18 protein-coding genes are annotated in these 17,489 nt (G+C 66.3%); 10 read left to right on the top strand and 8 right to left on the bottom strand.

Features of this window, described 5'->3' with window-relative positions; translation table 11 throughout:
* The first annotated feature begins 48 nt into the window (after positions 1 to 48).
* Positions 49 to 711 (top strand): FkbM family methyltransferase, encoded by a 663-nt coding sequence (locus tag PW843_24700; protein MDE1149763.1) that lies wholly within the window; start codon positions 49 to 51, stop codon positions 709 to 711.
* A gap of 16 nt (positions 712 to 727) precedes the next feature.
* Here PW843_24700 and PW843_24705 read toward each other — a convergent pair whose 3' ends face one another.
* The 5 genes from PW843_24705 to PW843_24725 all read right to left on the bottom strand — a co-directional run bounded on the left by PW843_24705 (position 728) and on the right by PW843_24725 (position 7,390).
* Positions 728 to 2,725 carry a response regulator gene (locus tag PW843_24705; protein MDE1149764.1) on the bottom strand — a complete coding sequence of 666 codons (1,998 nt, stop codon included), beginning with the start codon at positions 2,723 to 2,725 and terminating at the stop codon, positions 728 to 730.
* Positions 2,722 to 3,168 (bottom strand): response regulator, encoded by a 447-nt coding sequence (locus tag PW843_24710; protein MDE1149765.1) that lies wholly within the window; start codon positions 3,166 to 3,168, stop codon positions 2,722 to 2,724. Before PW843_24710 ends, PW843_24705 begins: the two co-directional genes overlap by 4 nt.
* Complete coding sequence (locus tag PW843_24715; GenBank protein MDE1149766.1) at positions 3,155 to 5,476, bottom strand: ATP-binding protein; 2,322 nt, start codon at positions 5,474 to 5,476, stop codon at positions 3,155 to 3,157. Before PW843_24715 ends, PW843_24710 begins: the two co-directional genes overlap by 14 nt.
* Positions 5,477 to 5,525: 49 nt before the next feature.
* Entirely contained in the window at positions 5,526 to 6,131 is a 606-nt protein-coding gene (locus PW843_24720; protein MDE1149767.1) for a biliverdin-producing heme oxygenase, read from the bottom strand.
* Positions 6,132 to 6,514: 383 nt separating this feature from the next.
* Positions 6,515 to 7,390, bottom strand: a complete 876-nt coding sequence (locus PW843_24725) for a LysR family transcriptional regulator (GenBank protein MDE1149768.1) — start codon at positions 7,388 to 7,390, stop codon at positions 6,515 to 6,517.
* 96 nt (positions 7,391 to 7,486) lie between these two features.
* Between PW843_24725 and PW843_24730 the strand changes: the two genes are divergently transcribed.
* The 6 genes from PW843_24730 (at position 7,487) to PW843_24755 (ending at position 13,680) form a co-directional block, all read left to right on the top strand.
* Positions 7,487 to 8,614: an alkene reductase gene (locus PW843_24730; GenBank protein MDE1149769.1), complete on the top strand. Its 1,128-nt coding sequence runs from the start codon at positions 7,487 to 7,489 to the stop codon at positions 8,612 to 8,614.
* On the top strand, positions 8,611 to 9,153 hold the full coding sequence (locus tag PW843_24735; GenBank protein ID MDE1149770.1) for a nuclear transport factor 2 family protein: 543 nt from the start codon (positions 8,611 to 8,613) through the stop codon (positions 9,151 to 9,153). The genes PW843_24730 and PW843_24735 overlap by 4 nt, the downstream gene beginning before the upstream one ends.
* 607 nt (positions 9,154 to 9,760) lie before the next feature.
* The gene (ligD, locus tag PW843_24740) at positions 9,761 to 11,770 is read left to right on the top strand and encodes a DNA ligase D (GenBank protein ID MDE1149771.1); all 2,010 of its coding nucleotides are present in this window, start codon (positions 9,761 to 9,763) and stop codon (positions 11,768 to 11,770) included.
* A gap of 8 nt (positions 11,771 to 11,778) precedes the next feature.
* On the top strand, positions 11,779 to 12,066 hold the full coding sequence (locus PW843_24745; protein MDE1149772.1) for a PQ-loop domain-containing transporter: 288 nt from the start codon (positions 11,779 to 11,781) through the stop codon (positions 12,064 to 12,066).
* Entirely contained in the window at positions 12,063 to 13,085 is a 1,023-nt protein-coding gene (locus PW843_24750; GenBank protein ID MDE1149773.1) for a DNA topoisomerase IB, read from the top strand. Before PW843_24745 ends, PW843_24750 begins: the two co-directional genes overlap by 4 nt.
* A gap of 91 nt (positions 13,086 to 13,176) precedes the next feature.
* Positions 13,177 to 13,680, top strand: a complete 504-nt coding sequence (locus tag PW843_24755; GenBank protein MDE1149774.1) for an SRPBCC domain-containing protein — start codon at positions 13,177 to 13,179, stop codon at positions 13,678 to 13,680.
* Between the two features lie 42 nt (positions 13,681 to 13,722).
* Here the strand turns inward: PW843_24755 and PW843_24760 are convergent, their stop codons facing one another.
* Both PW843_24760 and PW843_24765 read right to left on the bottom strand, forming a co-directional pair.
* Entirely contained in the window at positions 13,723 to 13,962 is a 240-nt protein-coding gene (locus PW843_24760; protein MDE1149775.1) for a NepR family anti-sigma factor, read from the bottom strand.
* A gap of 169 nt (positions 13,963 to 14,131) precedes the next feature.
* Positions 14,132 to 14,743 (bottom strand): sigma factor-like helix-turn-helix DNA-binding protein, encoded by a 612-nt coding sequence (locus PW843_24765; GenBank protein MDE1149776.1) that lies wholly within the window; start codon positions 14,741 to 14,743, stop codon positions 14,132 to 14,134.
* Between the two features lie 402 nt (positions 14,744 to 15,145).
* Between PW843_24765 and PW843_24770 the strand changes: the two genes are divergently transcribed.
* The 3 genes from PW843_24770 to PW843_24780 all read left to right on the top strand — a co-directional run bounded on the left by PW843_24770 (position 15,146) and on the right by PW843_24780 (position 16,969).
* Positions 15,146 to 15,754: a sigma-70 family RNA polymerase sigma factor gene (locus tag PW843_24770; protein MDE1149777.1), complete on the top strand. Its 609-nt coding sequence runs from the start codon at positions 15,146 to 15,148 to the stop codon at positions 15,752 to 15,754.
* Positions 15,755 to 15,858: 104 nt separating this feature from the next.
* Positions 15,859 to 16,362 carry a ferritin-like domain-containing protein gene (locus PW843_24775; GenBank protein MDE1149778.1) on the top strand — a complete coding sequence of 168 codons (504 nt, stop codon included), beginning with the start codon at positions 15,859 to 15,861 and terminating at the stop codon, positions 16,360 to 16,362.
* A 196-nt stretch (positions 16,363 to 16,558) separates the two neighbouring features.
* Positions 16,559 to 16,969 carry a PRC-barrel domain-containing protein gene (locus tag PW843_24780; protein MDE1149779.1) on the top strand — a complete coding sequence of 137 codons (411 nt, stop codon included), beginning with the start codon at positions 16,559 to 16,561 and terminating at the stop codon, positions 16,967 to 16,969.
* Between the two features lie 86 nt (positions 16,970 to 17,055).
* Here PW843_24780 and PW843_24785 read toward each other — a convergent pair whose 3' ends face one another.
* Positions 17,056 to 17,355, bottom strand: coding sequence for a hypothetical protein (locus tag PW843_24785; GenBank protein MDE1149780.1), 300 nt, complete (start codon positions 17,353 to 17,355; stop codon positions 17,056 to 17,058).
* Between the last annotated feature and the right edge of the window lie 134 nt (positions 17,356 to 17,489).

Genomic DNA, 17,489 nt, shown 5'->3' on the forward strand with positions numbered 1-17,489 from the left:
CGCGATAGGGCGTGAAGGTGATGCAGACGGGTGGGGTCTATGCAGTTCATGGGGCGGCAGAAGCAGGATCAATGGGTGGCCGAAGAGGCGTTGCCGGGGCGCCGCGATGGTTTTTTCCTGGACCTCGCCGCGACGGACGGGATCGCCTACAACAATACCTGGGTGCTGGAGCGTGAGTTTGGTTGGACCGGCATCGCCGTTGAACCCAACCTCGCCTATTTCAATGCCCTGAAACAAAATCGGCTCTGCGTTTGCGTCCCCGATTGCATTGATGAGGGGGAGGGCACCGTGGACTTTCTGATCAATGGGGAACTCGGCGGTATCGTCGGTGAAGATACGGACAACAAAAACGACGTTCGGCCGGAATTCGTCGAGCGGGTACGGGAGAAGGGACTGCTGCAAACCCTCAAGACCCGTTCCCTGCTTGATGTTCTGGAACATCATAACGCACCCAGTGTGATCGATTATTTCAGTTTCGATGTGGAGGGGGCTGAGACGCGGATTCTCCGCAGTTTCCCATTCGAAAAATACACATTCCTCAGCCTGACGATCGAGCGGCCGTCACCGGAGATCAACGAAGCCCTGTTCCGCCATGGGTACCTGTTCGTCAGGAATGTCGCGTCCGACAGCTTCTACGTCCACGAATCCGCGCCGACCGCCACCACCATCGCGCGGGAACCGTTCGCGCAACAGCCGCCGAAGCGGCCGTGAGGTCAAGGGGCGCCGTCTAATCCCCCATCAGCGCCTGCACCTTGCGGCCCAGATCGTCCAGGTCGAAGGGCTTGGTGATGAAGTCCATGCCCTCGCCCAGGAAGGAGGAGCGCTGGGCGACGCCCTCGGCATATCCCGTGGCGAACAGGATCTTCATGCCGGGGCGCAGGCGGCGGGCCTCCGCCGCCAGGTCGCGGCCGTTCATGCCGGGCAGGCCGACGTCGGTCAGCAGCAGGTCGATGGCGCCACCGCCCGACAGCAGGGGCAGGGCCTCGGCCGCCGTTTCCGCCTCCAGCACCGCGTAGCCGTGTTCCTGCAGGATGTCGATGACCACCATGCGCACCACCAGTTCATCCTCCACCACCAGCACGGTGCCCTGGCCCTTGGGCAGGCCCTCGGCCGCCGGGGCCGCGGTTTCCGCCATCGGGGTGGTGTCGCGCAGGTCGCGGGGCATGTACAGGCAGATGGTGGTGCCCTCGTCCGGGGTGGAGTGCAGGGTGACGTGGCCCCCCACCTGGCGGGCGAAGCCGTAGATCATGGACAGGCCCAGGCCGGTACCCTGGCCCAGCGGCTTGGTGGTGAAAAAGGGGTCGAAGGCCTTGGCCAGCACTTCCGGCGGCATGCCGCTGCCGGTGTCGGTGACGCAGGTCAGGACATAGTCGCCGGGCGCCAGGTCGGCCGACGCGCGCTCGTCCTCGGCCGTGATGGTGACGTTGCTGGTCTCGATGGTCAGGCGGCCGCCGCTGCCCATGGCGTCCCGCGCGTTGATGGCCAGGTTCAGGACGGCGCTTTCGAACTGGTTGGCGTCGGTCAGCGCCGGCCACAAGTCGGACGCCAATGCCACCCGCAGTTCGATCGACTGCCCCAGGGTGCGGCGCAGCAAATCGTCCAGCGACGCCACCAGCGCGTTGATGTCGGCCGTCTTCAGGTCCAGCGTCTGGCGGCGGGCGAAGGCCAGCAGGCGGTGGGTCAGCCCCGCCGCCCGGTTGGCGGAGGACAGGATGCTGTCGACATAACGGCCGACATTGTCGAACCGCGCCTCGCGCACCCGCTTCTGGATCAGGTCGGCCGCCCCCATGATGCCGGCCAGCATGTTGTTGAAGTCGTGGGCGATGCCGCCGGTCAGCTGGCCGATCGCCTCCATCTTGTGCGACTGGCGCAGCGCCTCTTCCTTGACGCGCAGTTCCTCGGTGCGGGCCGCCACCTCGGCCTCCAGCGCGTCGCGCGCCTGCTTGGTCTCGGTGATGTCGATGGCGCAGCCGACATAGCCCAGGAAGGTGCCGGCGTCATCGAAGCGGGGGCCGCTTTCACAGCGCAGCCAGCGGATCTCGCCCGACGCCTTGCGGACGCGCATGTCGTCCAGGAACGGTTCGTGGCTGACGAACAGGGCCGCGCGCGTCTCTTTCAGGGCGGGCCAGTCGTCCTCATGGATCAGGGCGGACCAGCCCTCGCTCACCATGCGCGCCGGCGGCACGCCGAATTCCGCCTCGAACCGCCGGTTGGCGAAGATGATGCGGCCCGTCGCGTTCGCTGACCAGATCAGCGCCGGTGCGCTGTCCGCCATCATGCGGAAACGCTGTTCGCTCTCCTGTAACGCCTGGGCCGCCCGGCGGGCCCGCACGCGATCCTCCGCCTCGCGCAGGGCGCGGTTCACCACCATGGGGATGCGGGCCAGGTTGCGCTTGGTCACATAATCGGTGGCGCCGGCGCGCAGGGCCTCGGTCGCGAACTCCTCGCCGATGACGCCGGAGATGAAGATGAAGGGGACGGCAGGGCGCCGGGCGCGGGCCATTTCCAGGGCGGCCAGGCCGTTGAAGCCGGGCAGGGAATAGTCGGACAGGATGATGTCGAAGCCGCCGGCGTCCAGTGCTGCCTCGTAATCAGGCCGGACCATGGCGCGTGTCACCGTGACCGGCCGGCTGATCTTGCGGAACTGGCGCGTGATCAGTTCCGCATCGATGTCGCTGTCCTCGACCAACAGCACGGCAACAGGCTGATCCGCGGGTTCGGTCACGCAAGTTCCCCCGGAACCGGCTCGTTCAGTACCGCCCAGAACATTCCCAGGTCGCGGATGGCCTCATAAAAGGCCTTGAAGTCCACAGGCTTCACCACGAAGGAGTTCACCCCGTACTGGTAGCTGCGCACCACGTCGCTCTCCTCCCGTGAGGAGGTCAGCATGACGATGGGTGTGGTGCGATACTTGGGATGGGACTTCACCCGCTCCAGCACCTCCAGCCCATCGACCTTGGGCAGCTTCAGGTCCAGCAGGACCACGGCGGGCAAACCGGGCTCGCGGTTCGCGAACCGGCCTTCGCTGAACAGATAGTCCAGCGCCTCCGCGCCATCCCGGGCGATGACGACCTCGTTGGCCAATTGGGCCTTCTTCAGGGCGGCCAGGGTCAGTTCGATATCGGCGGGATTGTCCTCCACCAGAAGGATGGGTCTAAGTGCGGTCACGGTTTCCTCCTGCCAGCGGTTGGGTTGCCTGAACGGGGTGCGATTGACGTTTGGGAAGGGTGAAGCTGAAGGTGGCGCCCTGACCGACGGCGCCCTTGGCCTCCAGCGTGCCGCCATGCCGGTCGATGATGCGCTTGGTCAGGGCCAGGCCGATGCCGGTACCCTCATAGTCTTCCTGGCGGTGCAACCGCTGGAAGACCTGGAACAGCTTATTGGCGTAGTTCATGTCGAAACCGACGCCGTTGTCCTCGACCGAATAGATCACGTCGGCGCTCCGCTCCTGCCCCCAGACGCGGATGCGAGGCGGGGTGCTGTCGCGGCTGTACTTGACGGCGTTTTCCACCAGGTTGAACAGGGCCTGGCGCACCAGGGTGGGGTCGCCCCAGGCGGGGGGCAGGGATCCGATGTCCCATTCCACACCCTTCTGCCGCTCATCCGTTTCCAGGCTGCGCCGGATTTCGACCATGATCTTGGTCATGTCGACGCGTGACATCTTCAGGCTGGTGCGGCCCAGTTGTGAGAAGTGCAGCAAATCGTCCACCAGCTGCCCAGCCGACAGCGCCGCGGCGGTGATGCCGTCCAGATAGTGGCGCGACAGGGCCTTCAGGTCCGGCTCCTCCTCGCCCAGCAGCTCGGCATATCCCGCGATGTGGCGGAAGGGGGCCCGCAAATCGTGGGAGATGGAGTAGGAGAACGCCTCCAGTTCCTTGTTCGACCGCTGCAACTCTTCGCTCAGCTGCGCCCGCTCCTCCGCCCGTTGCAGGACGAAGTTGATGATGGCGCTGCGGAAGTCGGTGGCGCTCATCAGTTCCGCCGTGTGCCAGGGCTGGGCGCACAAGCGCACCTCCTGTTTCCAGGACTCGAAAGACAGGCGGGGATGCAGGCGGCCGGCGGCGTCGGTCGCCTTGTCGGCGCGGGGGTCGCCGCCCCAGGTCACGGTCTCCACCACCTCCGGCCGGAACCAGAAGATGAAGCTGGCGTGGATGCGGGAAATGGGCACGGCGATGACGCCGCTGGCCACTTTGGCGATGTCGCGGCCGGGCTCCCACTCGGCGCTCAGCATGCCGGTGGCGTAAATCTGGTCCACGCCGCGCGCCCGCACCCAATCCGCCAGCGCCAGGATGCTGTCGATGGGGGGCGCCTTGCCGGCGGTCAGCACGATGCCGTCGGTGACGACGGCGGCACCGGCGCTGTTGGTCAGGGCCAGCCATTGCGTGGCACTGTCCACCAGGCCGGCCTGGAAGCCGGGCGCGCGGGCCAGGCGCGCCACCAGTTCCGTCTCCAGCCCTTTAAGGCGCAGGCGCTCATCCGCCTCGGCCGCGCGTTCGCGGGCGGATATTTGCTGCGCCACGATGCGGCCAAGAAAGTCGCAAGCCGCACGGATCTGCGGGCCGACATAACGCGGCTGGGCATGGTGGCAGGAAATCAGGCCCCACAGTTTCCCGTCGATGACGATGGAAATGGACATGGACGCGGCCGTGCCCATGTTGCGCATGTATTCCAGATGCACTGGCGACACGCTGCGCAGGGCGGCGTGGCTTAAATCCAGCGGCGCGCCGTCCACCGGGCATAGGGCCGGCGCCAGCGGCACCGGCGTATATGCGGCGGTCGGGATCAGGCGCAGGCGGTTCAGGCGGTACAGATCCCGCGCCTGTGCCGGAATGTCGGAGGCCGGGAAACGCAGGTCGAGGTAGGAGGGCAGGGTGCCGTCGCCCTTCTCCGCGATGACCGTGCCGTTCCAGTCCTCATCGAAGCGATAGATCATGACGCGGTTGAAACGGGTCAGCGCCTGCATCTGGGCCGCCACCCCCGTGCACAGCGCCGCCACGGTCTTCAGCCCGTCCGATCCGTCCAGGAATTCGCGCAGCAACTGGTAGAAGGTGGCGCTGCGGCCCCGCTCCGTCTCGTCGAACTCCTCGAATTCCAGCAGGATGCCTTGGGCGGCCCGATGCCCGGCGACGTGGAAGGTGCGGCGGTCGATGACATATTGTTCCAGGAAACCCGGCTCCCGGCTGGCCGCCCAGCGCCGCACGTCACCGGCCAGCGGGGCATAGGCGCCGACGATGGTCTCCAGTGTCTGCGTGCCGTCGAAGGCGATGGCGCGGTCCAGCACGTTGCCCAGGTTGGCACTGCCCTGGACCAGCGTCAGCTCATCACCCCGGAACAGGCCCAGGGCGCCGTGGGGCTGGATGCCACCGGGAATGCGGATGGGTTCCTGTGCGCACTGGTCCAGCGCCGTGGGCGCCACCGGAACGGCACTGGCGGTCGGGGCGGATGAACTGTCACCAGGGCTGGGCGGCGTGATCACGGGCGGGGGAATCCCATCTGTCCGAAGGGCGGTAATCCACGGGTTTTCTTCAGCTTCTTGACACCTGCCTACTGTGATGGCTAGCCCCATAATGGGCTATGACCTGCTCTGCCGCCTTTTGGAATAGGCCAAAGGCGGCGACGGCCGATCCTATCAGCCGGGTCCGGAAAACCTCGTCCGCCTGCGGGGCTTCCAGCACGGTCAGGAAGCCTTGCCACAACCGCCGGCCCCGGCCGTGGGCCAGGAAGCGGGTGGCGACGGCCAACCGCGGGTCGTTCGCCGCCAGCACGCGGCGCAGCAGCACCTCGCCCCCCAGGCGCGACCCTTCGATGACGTAAAGATGTCCCAGCATCTCCGCCCGGCCGGTGATGGTGGGCGCTTCCACCATCACGGTGGAGATGCGGGCGGCGGCATCCAGGTCGGCCAGGTCGCGCTCCAGCGCGTGGCGGCGGCGGCGCTGCGGCCAATCCGGCAGCAGCGCCTCGACGCCTGCGGCCTCAAGGCTCAGCTCCACCGCCCGCAGGGCCGGGTGCTGGGCCTTCAGGAAAGCCGCGTAGTCCGGCGCCCGCCCCATGTCCAGGTTGGAAAACAGGCCGTCCAACTCGGCATGGCATGCCGCCGTGGCCGTCCGCAGCGCCACTCGCAATTCCGTCACGCTCGTCCCTTCCGCAAATCGAAACGCCGTAAAAAGACATACCGCGCGCGCGCCGGAATTCAATGTCGCCTTGGGCAGACACCCGGGTGTGGCCTGGGGAGCTATGACAATTGGCTATCTGCCTTGACCGGCGGATGCGGGCTGGCAGGCGGAAGCCGCGCAACTTTCGCTGAACGCGGGTTATGTCCTGGACGTTACCATCGCAAGTACCGTGCTCAAGCGGGCGAAATGACCAGAGGAGGGGATAGGGGGCAGGGGCCTTGCGGGGAAGGTGGCCGATGCCGGCGCGCTTTGCGCCGGATCACAGATACCCAGTCTGGCAGCAGCCCGGACATTCGTCTTTCGGCTTGGAGCGGCCGGAAGCGGAATGGCCGTTTGCGGTTTCAATCCGCCAACACTTGCCGAAGCATATCAAGGAATACCCGGACCTTGGGCAGGACCTGGCGGTTGGTCGGAAACAGTGCGGTGATCGTCAGTTCCTTGGGTGCACCGTCCTGGAGCACGATCGGAGTAAGCCGGCCTGCCTCGATGTCGGGCTTGGCGTGCCAGGTCGAAAGCACCGCAAGACCCACGCCGGCGAGACAGGCTTCATGCACCCCCTCGATGCTGCTGGCGGTGAGACGAGCGGGGATACGAACCGCCCGCTCGCCTCCGTCCGTCATGAACGGAAAGTGCATCGTTCCCGTCGTCGTCACGCAATCATGGTCGGCGAGATCGGCCAGACAGCGAGGCGTGCCGCGACGGCCAAGATAGTTCGGTGAAGCGCAGAGTAGGCGCGGATTGCGCGCGAGCGTGCTCCCGACGAGCGTTGAGTCCTTTAATTCGGCGATCCGAATGGCCACGTCGATCCCTGTGGAGGCGATATCGACCACCGTGTCCGTCAACAGGAAATCGACCTTCAGGCCAGGATTCTCATCAAGCAGTTTCGGCATCAGCGGAATGATGACGGTGCGGCCGATTGATCCGCAGGCCGTGACCCGCAACAGTCCTGTCGCGCCCTTGATCGACGGCGCGACAATCGCTCGCCCCGCCTCGCTCGCCTCCATCACGGTGAATGCGAACGGCAGGAACGCCTCGCCTTCGGGTGTGAGCGACACCGATCGTGTCGTTCGATGCATCAAACGCACGCCCAGCTCGTCCTCCAGTGCCGCCAGGCGTCGCGTCGCGACCATTGGCGAAATCCCAAGACGGCGAGCGGCGGCAGACAAGCTGCCGGCCGAGGCGGCATTCACGAAGACCGCGACCGCGACCGAGTCCATTATATCGATTTCCGTTACACAGGTTATTCAGAGCGGCAGCCTAATCGAATCTCGATGTACTCACTAACTTTGCTTCATCGCAAGTGGAGACATACCGTGAGTCCAGACCCCCTTTTCACCGCCACCAACTTTGGCGCGCTCGCCCTCAAGCACCGCGTGGTGATGGCGCCGCTGACCCGTATGCGTGCGCAGCAACCGGGTGACGTGCCGCATGCACTCAACGCCGAATATTACGGCCAGCGTGCCAGTGATGGCGGTCTTCAGATCACCGAGGCGACAGACATCACGCCGCAGGCGCGTGGTTATCGCTGGGTGCCGGGCATTTACTCGCCGGAACAGATTGCGGGTTGGCGCCTTGTGACCGACGCGGTGCACGCGAAAGGTGGCCTGATTGTCAGTCAGATCTGGCATGTCGGCCGCATATCGCATTCGTCGATACAGCCGGGCGGAGCCCTGCCGGTCGCGCCCTCCGCCATCGCCCCGTCAGGCAGTCACACGGACGCGGATGGCACCCCCGTTCCGTTTGAAACACCCCGGGCGCTGGAGATCGCGGAGATCGCCGGGATCACCCAGGATTTCGTGCAGGCGGCCCGCAACGCGCGAGAAGCGGGCTTCGATGGCGTCGAAGTGCATGGCGCCAACGGCTATCTGCTCGATCAATTCCTTCAGACCGCGGCGAACAAGCGATCCGATATCTATGGAGGATCGATCGAAAACCGAGCGCGTTTCCTGTTGGAGGTTGTCGATGCGGTGGCCGACGCGATCGGCGCGGATCGCACCGGCGTGCGTCTCTCACCCTGGTCAACCGTCGGTGACATGGGAGACGAAGATGGACGCGTGCTTTGGGATTATGTCGTTGGCGAACTCGGCAAGCGTGGTCTCGCCTATCTCCATCTGATCGAACCGCGCGTCACTTGGACCAGTGATGATACGCCGAACGATATCAATGCCCCCAATGCCGCGGGCCTGTTCAAGGCAAGGTTCGGCGGGCCGATCCTGTCAGCCGGTGGCTATACCGCCGATACAGCGCGCGGCACCATTGCCGCCGGGCAGGCCGACGGGGTCGCCTTTGGCCGCTTGTTCATCGGCAACCCCGACTTGCCCCAGCGGTTGCGCCAGGGCGTGCCGCTCAATCCCTACAACCGGGCGACCTTCTATGGCGGCGGCCGCGAGGGCTATACCGACTATCCGTTTCTGGGCGGAACGTCGGGTGGTGTTCGTTGATCCGAACCGCCGATCTTTTGATCCTGACGGTGTTGTGCGGGCTGGTCACGACGCCCACACTCGCGCATTCGACCGCCCGATCCCCGGAAAACACGCAAACCAATAAGGCCGCATCTATGACCGACACGAGCCCCCTTATCGATCTTTTCAATCGTTGGGAAAGCGTCTGGCACGAAGGGCGATATGATCTGATCCCCGGCTGCGTCGGCGAGACCTATGTTCGGCATGACCAGCAGGGGAATCGCTCCGTGACACGGGATGCCTACGCCGCTGAAATTCAACAGGTGCACAAGGCGCGTCCGGGTATTCGCGTCGTCGTGTACGACCACGCATTCAGCGGCAATCGCGCATGGTTTCGCTTCGCCTTCAAATGGACCGATCCGGAAACCGGCGAGCCGCGCAGTCAAGCGGGCTTTCAGTCCTACCGCACCGAGGATGGCAAGCTGGTGGAGACGTGGGTTACATTGCAGCCAATCGGCTCCGCCTGGCCGGATGCCGTTGCCCAGGAGAACTGGACGAGCCCGCCGCCGATCAAGTGAGAGACCGGCAGAGTCTCGACAATGGACGAGTTCAATGCCGCGATACAGGTCGCGTTCAGTGGGCTCTCCTGATTCGATTGGGATTCTGCAGGCTGCGGGATAAGTGCCTTGCCTCTCGGCCGGAACACACATAACGCGAAGACCAAGGGCCGCTTTCGGGGCGGGCGGCTCTTGCCTTTGGCCCGAAGCCATCGTCTGTGAGACATGATGTCAGGGCGCGCCTTAACCGCTGACAGGCGCCTCCTACACCACGCAGTGGGACGTGACCCGACCAGGAACATGATCGGAACCAAGGCCGACAGCTGAAGGTTGCTGTCCTATGTGTGCGGTCGCATAGGATTTGTGAGCCATGGACCATGAGCAGAGCCACGTGGTGCTGACCGTGCGTGAGGCGTGGGGTGCCGTATCAGGGTGGCTGGTCCTGGCTCGGCGGCCGGGCAAGTGACGCCGATGGCGCCGCCCATGGACAGACGTACCGGCATGTCCGGCTGTACCTACGCCCCGGGACGGAGCGCGGGTTTCCATTTCGATACCACCGACAAGCTGCGGGCCCCCGATGATGCCCAAGCCTCGGCGAAACGGCTTGCATCCTGAAGGGAGGCCACCCATGGCCCCGAGCATCGATGACGACGTGCTTGACCACCCCGACGGCGACCATAAGAAGCCCGCGACGGGCAAGACCATGCCCGCCCGCGCCAAGGGCCCGCCGCCGGCGTTTGTCGAGCCCACCCTAGCCACCCTGGTCGATGCGCCGCCCGACGGGCCCGGCTGGCTGTTCGAGCCCAAGTTCGATGGCTACCGCGCCCTGGTGGCGGTATCGGGCGACCGGGTGGTGATCCATACCCGGTCGGGGCTGGACTGGACGGACCGCTTCCCTGGGCTGGTGCGGGCGCTGGTGGCCCTGGACCTGCCGCCCGTGCTGCTGGACGGTGAGATCGTCTCGCTGGACGCGCAGGGGCACAGCAACTTCAGCGCCCTGCAAAAGGCGCTGAAGAACGATCAGGCGGCGCTCAGTTTTTACGTGTTCGACCTGCCGGCGGAAACGGGGCGCGACTGGGCATCCCGGCCCCTGGTGGACCGCAAGGCCCGCCTGGCCATGCTGCTGGGGGAAACCGGCAAGACCGGCCCCGTCTTTTTCACCGAACACGTCATGGCGGACGGCGCCGGCCTGTGGACCACCCTGTGCGACCAGGGGTTCGAGGGCATCATCGCCAAGCGCGCCATCTCCCCCTATCGGCCGGGGCGGGGCCATGATTGGCTGAAAATCAAGTGCGGCAACCGGCAGGAATTCGTCATCGTCGGCTGGTCCCCCTCCAGTCATGGCCGCGCCTTCGCCTCGCTGCTGCTGGGCCTGCGGGAGGGAGGGGAATTGCGCTACGCCGGCCGCGTCGGCACGGGTTTCGATGCCGATACCCTCACCGGCCTGCACGCCCGCCTGCGCGACCTGACCCGCAAGACGCCCGGCGTGGCCATCGAGACGGTGCCCCTGGCCGTCGCCCGCGATGCCCGCTGGGTGCGCCCCGACCTGGTGGCGGAGGTCGCGTTCGCCGGCTTCACCGGGGACCGCCTGGTGCGCCAGGGGCGCTACCTGGGCCTGCGCGGTGACAAGCCGGCGCAAGCGGTCGTGCTGGAAAAGGCGGAGCCGATGGCCAAGGCCGTACGGGCCAAGGACCCCGCGGCCGGCGACGGCGACAGGATGGACGGCGTGGTCCTGACGCATCCCGACCGGGTGCTGGATCCGGCGTCGGGGCTGACCAAGCGCCAACTGGCGACGTACCTGCACATCATGGCGCCGCGCATGGTGCCCTATGCCGCCGGCCGGCTGTTGAGCCTGCTGCGTTGTCCGGAAGGCTACGCGCAGGCCTGTTTCTTCCAGCGCCATGCCGGCGCCGGCACACCGCCCCAGTTGCGCCGCCGGCCGGTGAAGGAAAAGGACGGTCGGCTGATGGACTATTTCTACCTGGCCGACGCCGGCGGGCTGATCGCCGCGGCGCAGGTGGGCGTGCTGGAACTGCACCTGTGGGGGAGCCCGGTGCGCCGCCTGGAATCGCCGGACCGGCTGGTCTTCGACCTGGATCCGGAGGAGGGGCTGCCCTTCGCCCAGGTGAAGGCGGCGGCAATCGCGGTGCGCGATGTGCTGGCGGCGCTGGATCTGGCCAGTTTCCCGTTGCTGACCGGCGGCAAGGGGGTGCACGTGGTGGCGCCGCTAGGGCCGGGCGGGGCGGGCGGTCGCCGCCAATGGCCGGTGGTCAGCGCCTTCGCCAAGGGGGTGGCGTCGCAGTTGGTGGAGGCCAACCCGGATGCCTATGTGGCGACGATGAGCAAGGTGCGGCGCCAGGGCCGGCTGTTCATCGACCATTTCCGTAATGCCCGGGGGGCCACCGCCATCGCCCCCTATTCCACCCGGGCCCGGCCCGGCACCCCCATCGCCTGTCCCGTCAGTTGGGACGATCTGGCGAAGGCGGACCGCGCCGATGGCCGCACCATCGCCACTGCGTCCGCCCTGGCCCGCGGCCCCGACCCCTGGGCCGGGTATTTCGACCAGGACCAGGACCTGACCACGCGCGCCTGCCATGTCCTGGGTGTGAAGGTCGGGGCGGGGGCGAAACAGGATTGAGCACGGCCATGAACGCGGGCGCGTCGGGGGTGGACATCATCGGCTGGGCGGCGGCGCTGCTGCTGTTCCTGACCCTGGCCTGCCAGGTGTGGACGCAGTGGCGCGAACGGTCGACCAAGGGGGTGTCGAAATGGCTGTTCGCCGGGCAGATCGCCACCTCCCTCGGTTTCGTCGCGTATTCCTGGATGCTGGGCAACTGGGTGTTCGTCACCACCAACGCCCTGGTCCTGGCGACGGCCGTGGTGGGGCAATGCCTGTACACGGTCTGTGCCCGGCGGAAGGCGGCGGCTGAATGACCGACGCGGCGGGCCTGGTCTATGTCAGCGATGGTGAGCCCGGCATCCGGCGCCGCAAGGTCGGTTCGGGTTTCGGCTATCGCCTGCCGGACGGGACGACGGTCAGGGACAAGGGGGTGCTGGCCCGCCTGCGCGCCCTGGTCATCCCACCGGCCTGGACCGACGTCTGGATCTGTCCCGACCCCGACGGGCATCTGCAGGTCACCGGCCGCGACGCCAAGGGGCGCAAGCAGTACATCTACCATCCCGCGTTTCGCCAGGCGCGCGATGGCGCCAAATTCCAGCACCTGCTGGAATTCGCCCGGCGGCTGCCCGATATCCGCAACGCCGTCGCCCGCGATTTGGGCGTGCCCGGCCTGCCGCGGGAGAAGGTGCTGGCCACCGTGGTGCACCTGCTGGGCACCACCCTGATCCGCGTGGGCAACGCCGACTATGCCCGCACCAACCGCAGTTACGGCCTGACCACCCTGCGCGCCGCCCACGTCAGTGTGGAGAAATCACAGCTGCGTTTCAGCTTCCGGGGCAAGAGTGGCAAGGAATGGCGGCTGAAGGTGACGGACCGGCGCGTCGCCCGCATCGTCAAGGCCTGCCAGGAACTGCCGGGCCAGCCGCTGTTCCAGTACCTGGACGCCGACGGCCACCGGCGGGAGGTGACCTCCGCCGACGTCAACGCCTATCTGCGCGCGGCGACAGGCGATAAGGGGGAGATGGTGACGGCCAAGGATTTCCGCACCTGGGCCGGTACCGTCATGATGGCCCTGGCGCTCAGCGACGCGCCGGCGCCCACCAGCCCCACCCATGGCCGGCGCATGATCACCACGGCGCTGAAACGGGTGGCGGCCCGCCTGGGCAACACCGTCACCGTCTGCCGGCAATGCTACGTCCATCCGGCGATCATGGACGAATACCTGGCGGGCCGCTTTCACCTGCGCCGGCGTAGCGAAGGGCATGAAGGCCTGTCGGCGGAAGAGGCGGCGGTGGTGACCCTGCTGCGCCGTGCCACTCACAATATCACCTGATCTTATTGGTATGATGCTGAGTTGCGATTTGTCTTATGTCTGGGCGCCGCCCATCTTCCGCTCATCCGACAGATCGCAAAGGATGGACGACATGCATGAGATCATTTGGCCGGAGGGCTACATCCCCGGCTTCAGCGACAACTTCGCCTCCAACGAGGTGATCGTGGCCGGCCTGAGCGCCGCCGACATCTGGCCCTTCCTGGCCCGGGCGCCGCTGTGGCCCACCTATTACGCCAACTCCGCCAACATCCGTTTTCATGACGGCAAGGGGCCGGAACTGGCCGATGGCGACCGCTTCTATTTCGAGACCTTCGGTTTCCCGGTCGAGGCGCAGGTGGTGGAATATGTGCCGCCGGCGGATGGCCGGCCGGGCCGCGTCGCCTGGCATGGCTGGGCGGGCGAGGGCGACACCCGCCTGGACGTCCACCACGCCTGGCTGGTGGAGGATCTGCCGGGGGGCCGTGTCCGCGTCCTGACCCAGGAAACCCAGAACGGCAATCCGGCCAAGGACTTGGCGCGGACCAGACCCAATCCCATGATCAACGGCCACCAGGACTGGCTGGACGGCCTGGTGGCGGCGGCGCGTAAGGCCTGACGTGAGGCTTTCCGGCGGGCGTTCCGGGAAAGGAGCGCCCGTCTACTGCCTGCGTTTCTTCTGATCCGCCGCCAGACGGTCGACCAGGTCCAGCAAGTCCTGGGGCAGGGGCTCGTTGGCCACTTCGTTGAACATCTCGCGCAGGCCGCGCGTGATGGCGTCCGGGGCACCGTCGGTGGTCCCGTCGTCAGGCCGCTCATCACGCTGTGCGTGGGGTGCCGCCGCCGTGGCGGTCAGGAGGGGGGCGCGCTTCCCGGTCGCGGGCTTCCGCTGTTTCGTCATGGTGCCGCTCCCTCGGAAAAATGCCCCTCACCCCCGGCCTCGGAAGCCGGCCACCCCGACCTTAGTCGAGGCGCCAACGGGGGACAAAGGCAAAACGCCGCCGACGGGGTCGGGGAAGGAAGTGGTGGGCGGCCGGTTGGTTCCGGCGTTTTATCACCATCCCTATCGGCTACATCATCATCGCCGGCGTGCGGCCGCCCTCGCCCCGCGACATCGCCGCCTGCCGGGTGCGGGCGACGGCCAGGATTTCGTGGTCCAGCGCCGCGACCTGCTTCTTCAGGTGCCGCGCGACCATCATGTCATCCTCGATGATCAGGACGCCGGTGCGCAGGCGGTCGGCGATGGCCGCCCTGGCGAGATGGATGTTCCGGCGCACCGGCGCCAAGGGCAGGCCCATGATCAAGGCCGTCTCTTCCGCCGTGAACCCTTCCACCGCTGTCAGCAGCAGGGCCTCACGCTCTTCGGCCGGCAAGGCGTGCAACAGGGCGCGCGGGCCCGCGCTGGACAGGCCCTCATCCCCCAGTTCCAGATGGCCGCCGGCATAGATGCGGTGGAACAGGCGGAACAGGGCCACGCGGTCGGGCCGCAGTCCCAGGACGCCGACGCCGTCCTGGACCAGGGTTTCCAGCACCATGCGCACATAGGCGTCGCCGCTGGCGGCGCTGCCCGTCAGCGCACGGGCATAGCGGCGCAGGTTCGGCACCGCCGCCGCGATGGTGTCGGTGAGGGGCGAGGCGGGCTGCTGAACGGTGTGCGGGGCGGATTTTCCATGTACCGGCATGACCTGCATCGCTCCTCTGCTATCGGTTCTTCGGGTGGGGTTACACATGTCAAACCGGTGGAGCGCCCGGAAAGTTTCCGAGCCTGCGCATTTTTGACGGCATAAGCGCGGCGAAAATGCGCGGCCTTTCCCAGCACCCAAGAAAACGTGAAGATGCGTAGGACGCCCGCAATAGCAAATTAGGCCCATATTAGGCTGATCCGGATACGCCCCATAAACACAGATGGCAAAATAGAGGCGGACAATGACTCTCGGAAAAGCCAGGGACTCTTTGAGTGTTCGGATATAACATTGGAATGCGCATCACGGAATGCGCCACGATATCTGTCGTCGCTCCACGAGCTTGTCGTATTTCCCTGAGTATTTAACTCGCAGGGAATATCCTTTTCAAGGAGGCAGCCCATGCCATCCGATTCTTCCGCCGTTGAACTCAGCACACCGTCCCGGGTTGCCCCTGCCGGCGAACCCGATTTCCGGGATGAGGTGGTGCGCCTGCTGCCGGCGTTGCGCGCCTTCGCCCGCTCGCTCACCAACAACGCGGCCGACAGCGACGATCTGGTCCAGGACTGCGTCGTCCGCGCCTGGTCCCATGCCCACCAGTTCACCGCCGGCACCAACCTGCGCGCCTGGCTGTTCACCATCCTGCGCAACCGCCACTATTCCCTGGCCAAGCGCCGCCAGCGCGAGGTGGCCGATCCCGAAGGCTTCCACACCGCCCGCCTGATGATGGAACCGTCGCAGGAATGGGGCATCACCGGCCGTGAATTGAAGGCGGCCCTGGCGGCCTTGCCGGAGGATCAGCGTGAGGCGCTGGTGCTGGTGGGCGGTGCCGGCGTCAGTTACGAGGAGGCGGCCGAGATTTGCGGCTGCGCCCTGGGCACCATCAAGAGCCGCGTCAACCGTGCCCGGACCAAGCTGGCGGCCCTGATGGGCATGCCGGGGCGGGTCGTTCCTTTGAGCAGTCCCAGCTTGTCGGGCCTGCAGGCCACCACGCAGTGGACCCGGCACTGACGCGTTGCGGTGAGGTTCCGGTGGAACAAGCGGCCACGCTTCCGCGTTGTGGCACGGCGGGGCTATTTCCATAGGGCATCGCCATACGAAGCGGAGGAACGGCCATGGGTTTGTTCACCAAAGACATCCAGACGCTGCAGGACCTGTTCGTCCACCAGTTGAAGGACATTTATTACGCGGAACACCGCATCGCCAAGGCCCTGCCCAAGATGGCCGAAAAGGCCACCGACCATGAACTGCGCCATGGGTTCGAGACGCATCTGCGTGAAACCATCGAGCAGATCGCCCGGCTGGAACAGGTGTTCCACCTGCATGGCGCCGTGGCGGAAGGGGTGAAGTGCCCCTCCATCGACGGCATCCTGGATGAGGCGGAGCAGATGGCGTCGGAGATCGCCGACAAGGATGTGCTGGACGCCGCCCTGGTCGCCGCCGCCCAGGCGGTGGAGCATTACGAGATTTCCCGTTACGGCACCCTGTTGGCCTGGGCCGGTATCCTGGGCCGGGAGGACAGCGCCCACCTGCTGCGCCATAGCCTGGATGAGGAAAAGGCGACGGACGAACGCCTGACCATGCTGGCCAAGGCCAGGCTGAACCGGGCGGCGGCGTGAGCCCATCCGCTTTAGGTTGTGGCGAAAATAAGGTATTTCCCCGTTCCTCGACGCCAGCAGGAACAAAAGGAAACTTCCGGTGGTTCTTCAATCCGTTAAGACAGTTTTGTTGAAGCAACCGGGCAACCTTGGCGCCACCCCGCCGGACCTTAACCGGGGGATCTCAAAGGCGCCGCCCACAACCGGAGGAATTACCATGAAACGCGCCAACCTGTATCTGGCCGCCGCCCTCAGCGTCTCCGCCCTGGGCACCGCCGTCGTCCTGCCGTCCGCCCCGTCGCAGGCGCAGGGCACCACCCAGCGCATCGCCACCACCAAGGTGGACGTGGTCACCGTGGCCGCCGGCCACCGCTCGTCCAAGATCGTCGGCGCCAAGGTGGTGAACGATCAGAACGACACCGTCGGCACCGTCGATGACCTGATCATCTCGCCCAAGGACAGCGTGCCCTACGCCGTCCTCTCGGTGGGTGGTTTCCTGGGCGTGGGTGATCGTCTGGTCGCCATCCCGTTCAGCGCCCTGCAGGTGACGGACGACAAGATCACCCTGCCGGGCGGCAACAAGGACGTGCTGAGCAAGCAGCCCGAGTTCCATTACACCAAGAGCTAAGCGGCAACGCTTAAGCCTACCCATGAAGGCCCGCGTGGACAGTCCCACGCGGGCCTTCTCATATTGCGGGCCTTCTCATATTCAGGTCACGCCCGGCGGCGGGTCAGCAAGGCACCCAGCACGACACCCAGGGCGGTGTACAGCACCGGCCGGCTGGTCAGGATGTCGCCGACCTTCAGGGCCAGCGGCCGCCGCGCATGGCGGGGCGGGGGCGCCAATTCCGCCGTGCCGACATAAGCACCTTCCGCCAGCTGCTCCAGCTTGGTGCGCGCGGTGGATCGCGGCCGGACATCCGGCCCCGTGGTGTGGGGGGCAGGCTTCGACGATCCGTTGGCGGGGGGCCCATTACCGGCGGGGCCGTTGGTGGGGGGCGCGTGCGATGCCATGGGATTCCTCCTTCAGGCGCGCCAAAGGCAGGCGCGGCGGTGGACGGCCTTTCCGGCCTGTCGGACAAAACCACCAGTGATGAAGGCGGTTCCCGGCAGTGGGCGCGATGTCGCCCGTTACGGGGAAGGCGAAA

It is taken from the genome of Azospirillaceae bacterium (genome assembly GCA_028283825.1).
Taxonomy (GTDB): Bacteria; Pseudomonadota; Alphaproteobacteria; order Azospirillales; family Azospirillaceae; genus Nitrospirillum.

Coding starts and splice junctions, on each gene's coding strand:
- PW843_24750 (MDE1149773.1), top strand. CDS start 12,063: ATGACCGACGCGGCGGGCCTGGTCTATGTCAGCGATGGTGAGCCCGGC.
- PW843_24725 (MDE1149768.1), bottom strand. CDS start 7,390: ATGGACTCGGTCGCGGTCGCGGTCTTCGTGAATGCCGCCTCGGCCGGC.
- ligD (MDE1149771.1), top strand. CDS start 9,761: ATGGCCCCGAGCATCGATGACGACGTGCTTGACCACCCCGACGGCGAC.
- PW843_24760 (MDE1149775.1), bottom strand. CDS start 13,962: ATGACGAAACAGCGGAAGCCCGCGACCGGGAAGCGCGCCCCCCTCCTG.
- PW843_24770 (MDE1149777.1), top strand. CDS start 15,146: ATGCCATCCGATTCTTCCGCCGTTGAACTCAGCACACCGTCCCGGGTT.
- PW843_24780 (MDE1149779.1), top strand. CDS start 16,559: ATGAAACGCGCCAACCTGTATCTGGCCGCCGCCCTCAGCGTCTCCGCC.
- PW843_24775 (MDE1149778.1), top strand. CDS start 15,859: ATGGGTTTGTTCACCAAAGACATCCAGACGCTGCAGGACCTGTTCGTC.
- PW843_24755 (MDE1149774.1), top strand. CDS start 13,177: ATGCATGAGATCATTTGGCCGGAGGGCTACATCCCCGGCTTCAGCGAC.
- PW843_24785 (MDE1149780.1), bottom strand. CDS start 17,355: ATGGCATCGCACGCGCCCCCCACCAACGGCCCCGCCGGTAATGGGCCC.
- PW843_24700 (MDE1149763.1), top strand. CDS start 49: ATGGGGCGGCAGAAGCAGGATCAATGGGTGGCCGAAGAGGCGTTGCCG.
- PW843_24765 (MDE1149776.1), bottom strand. CDS start 14,743: ATGCCGGTACATGGAAAATCCGCCCCGCACACCGTTCAGCAGCCCGCC.
- PW843_24745 (MDE1149772.1), top strand. CDS start 11,779: ATGAACGCGGGCGCGTCGGGGGTGGACATCATCGGCTGGGCGGCGGCG.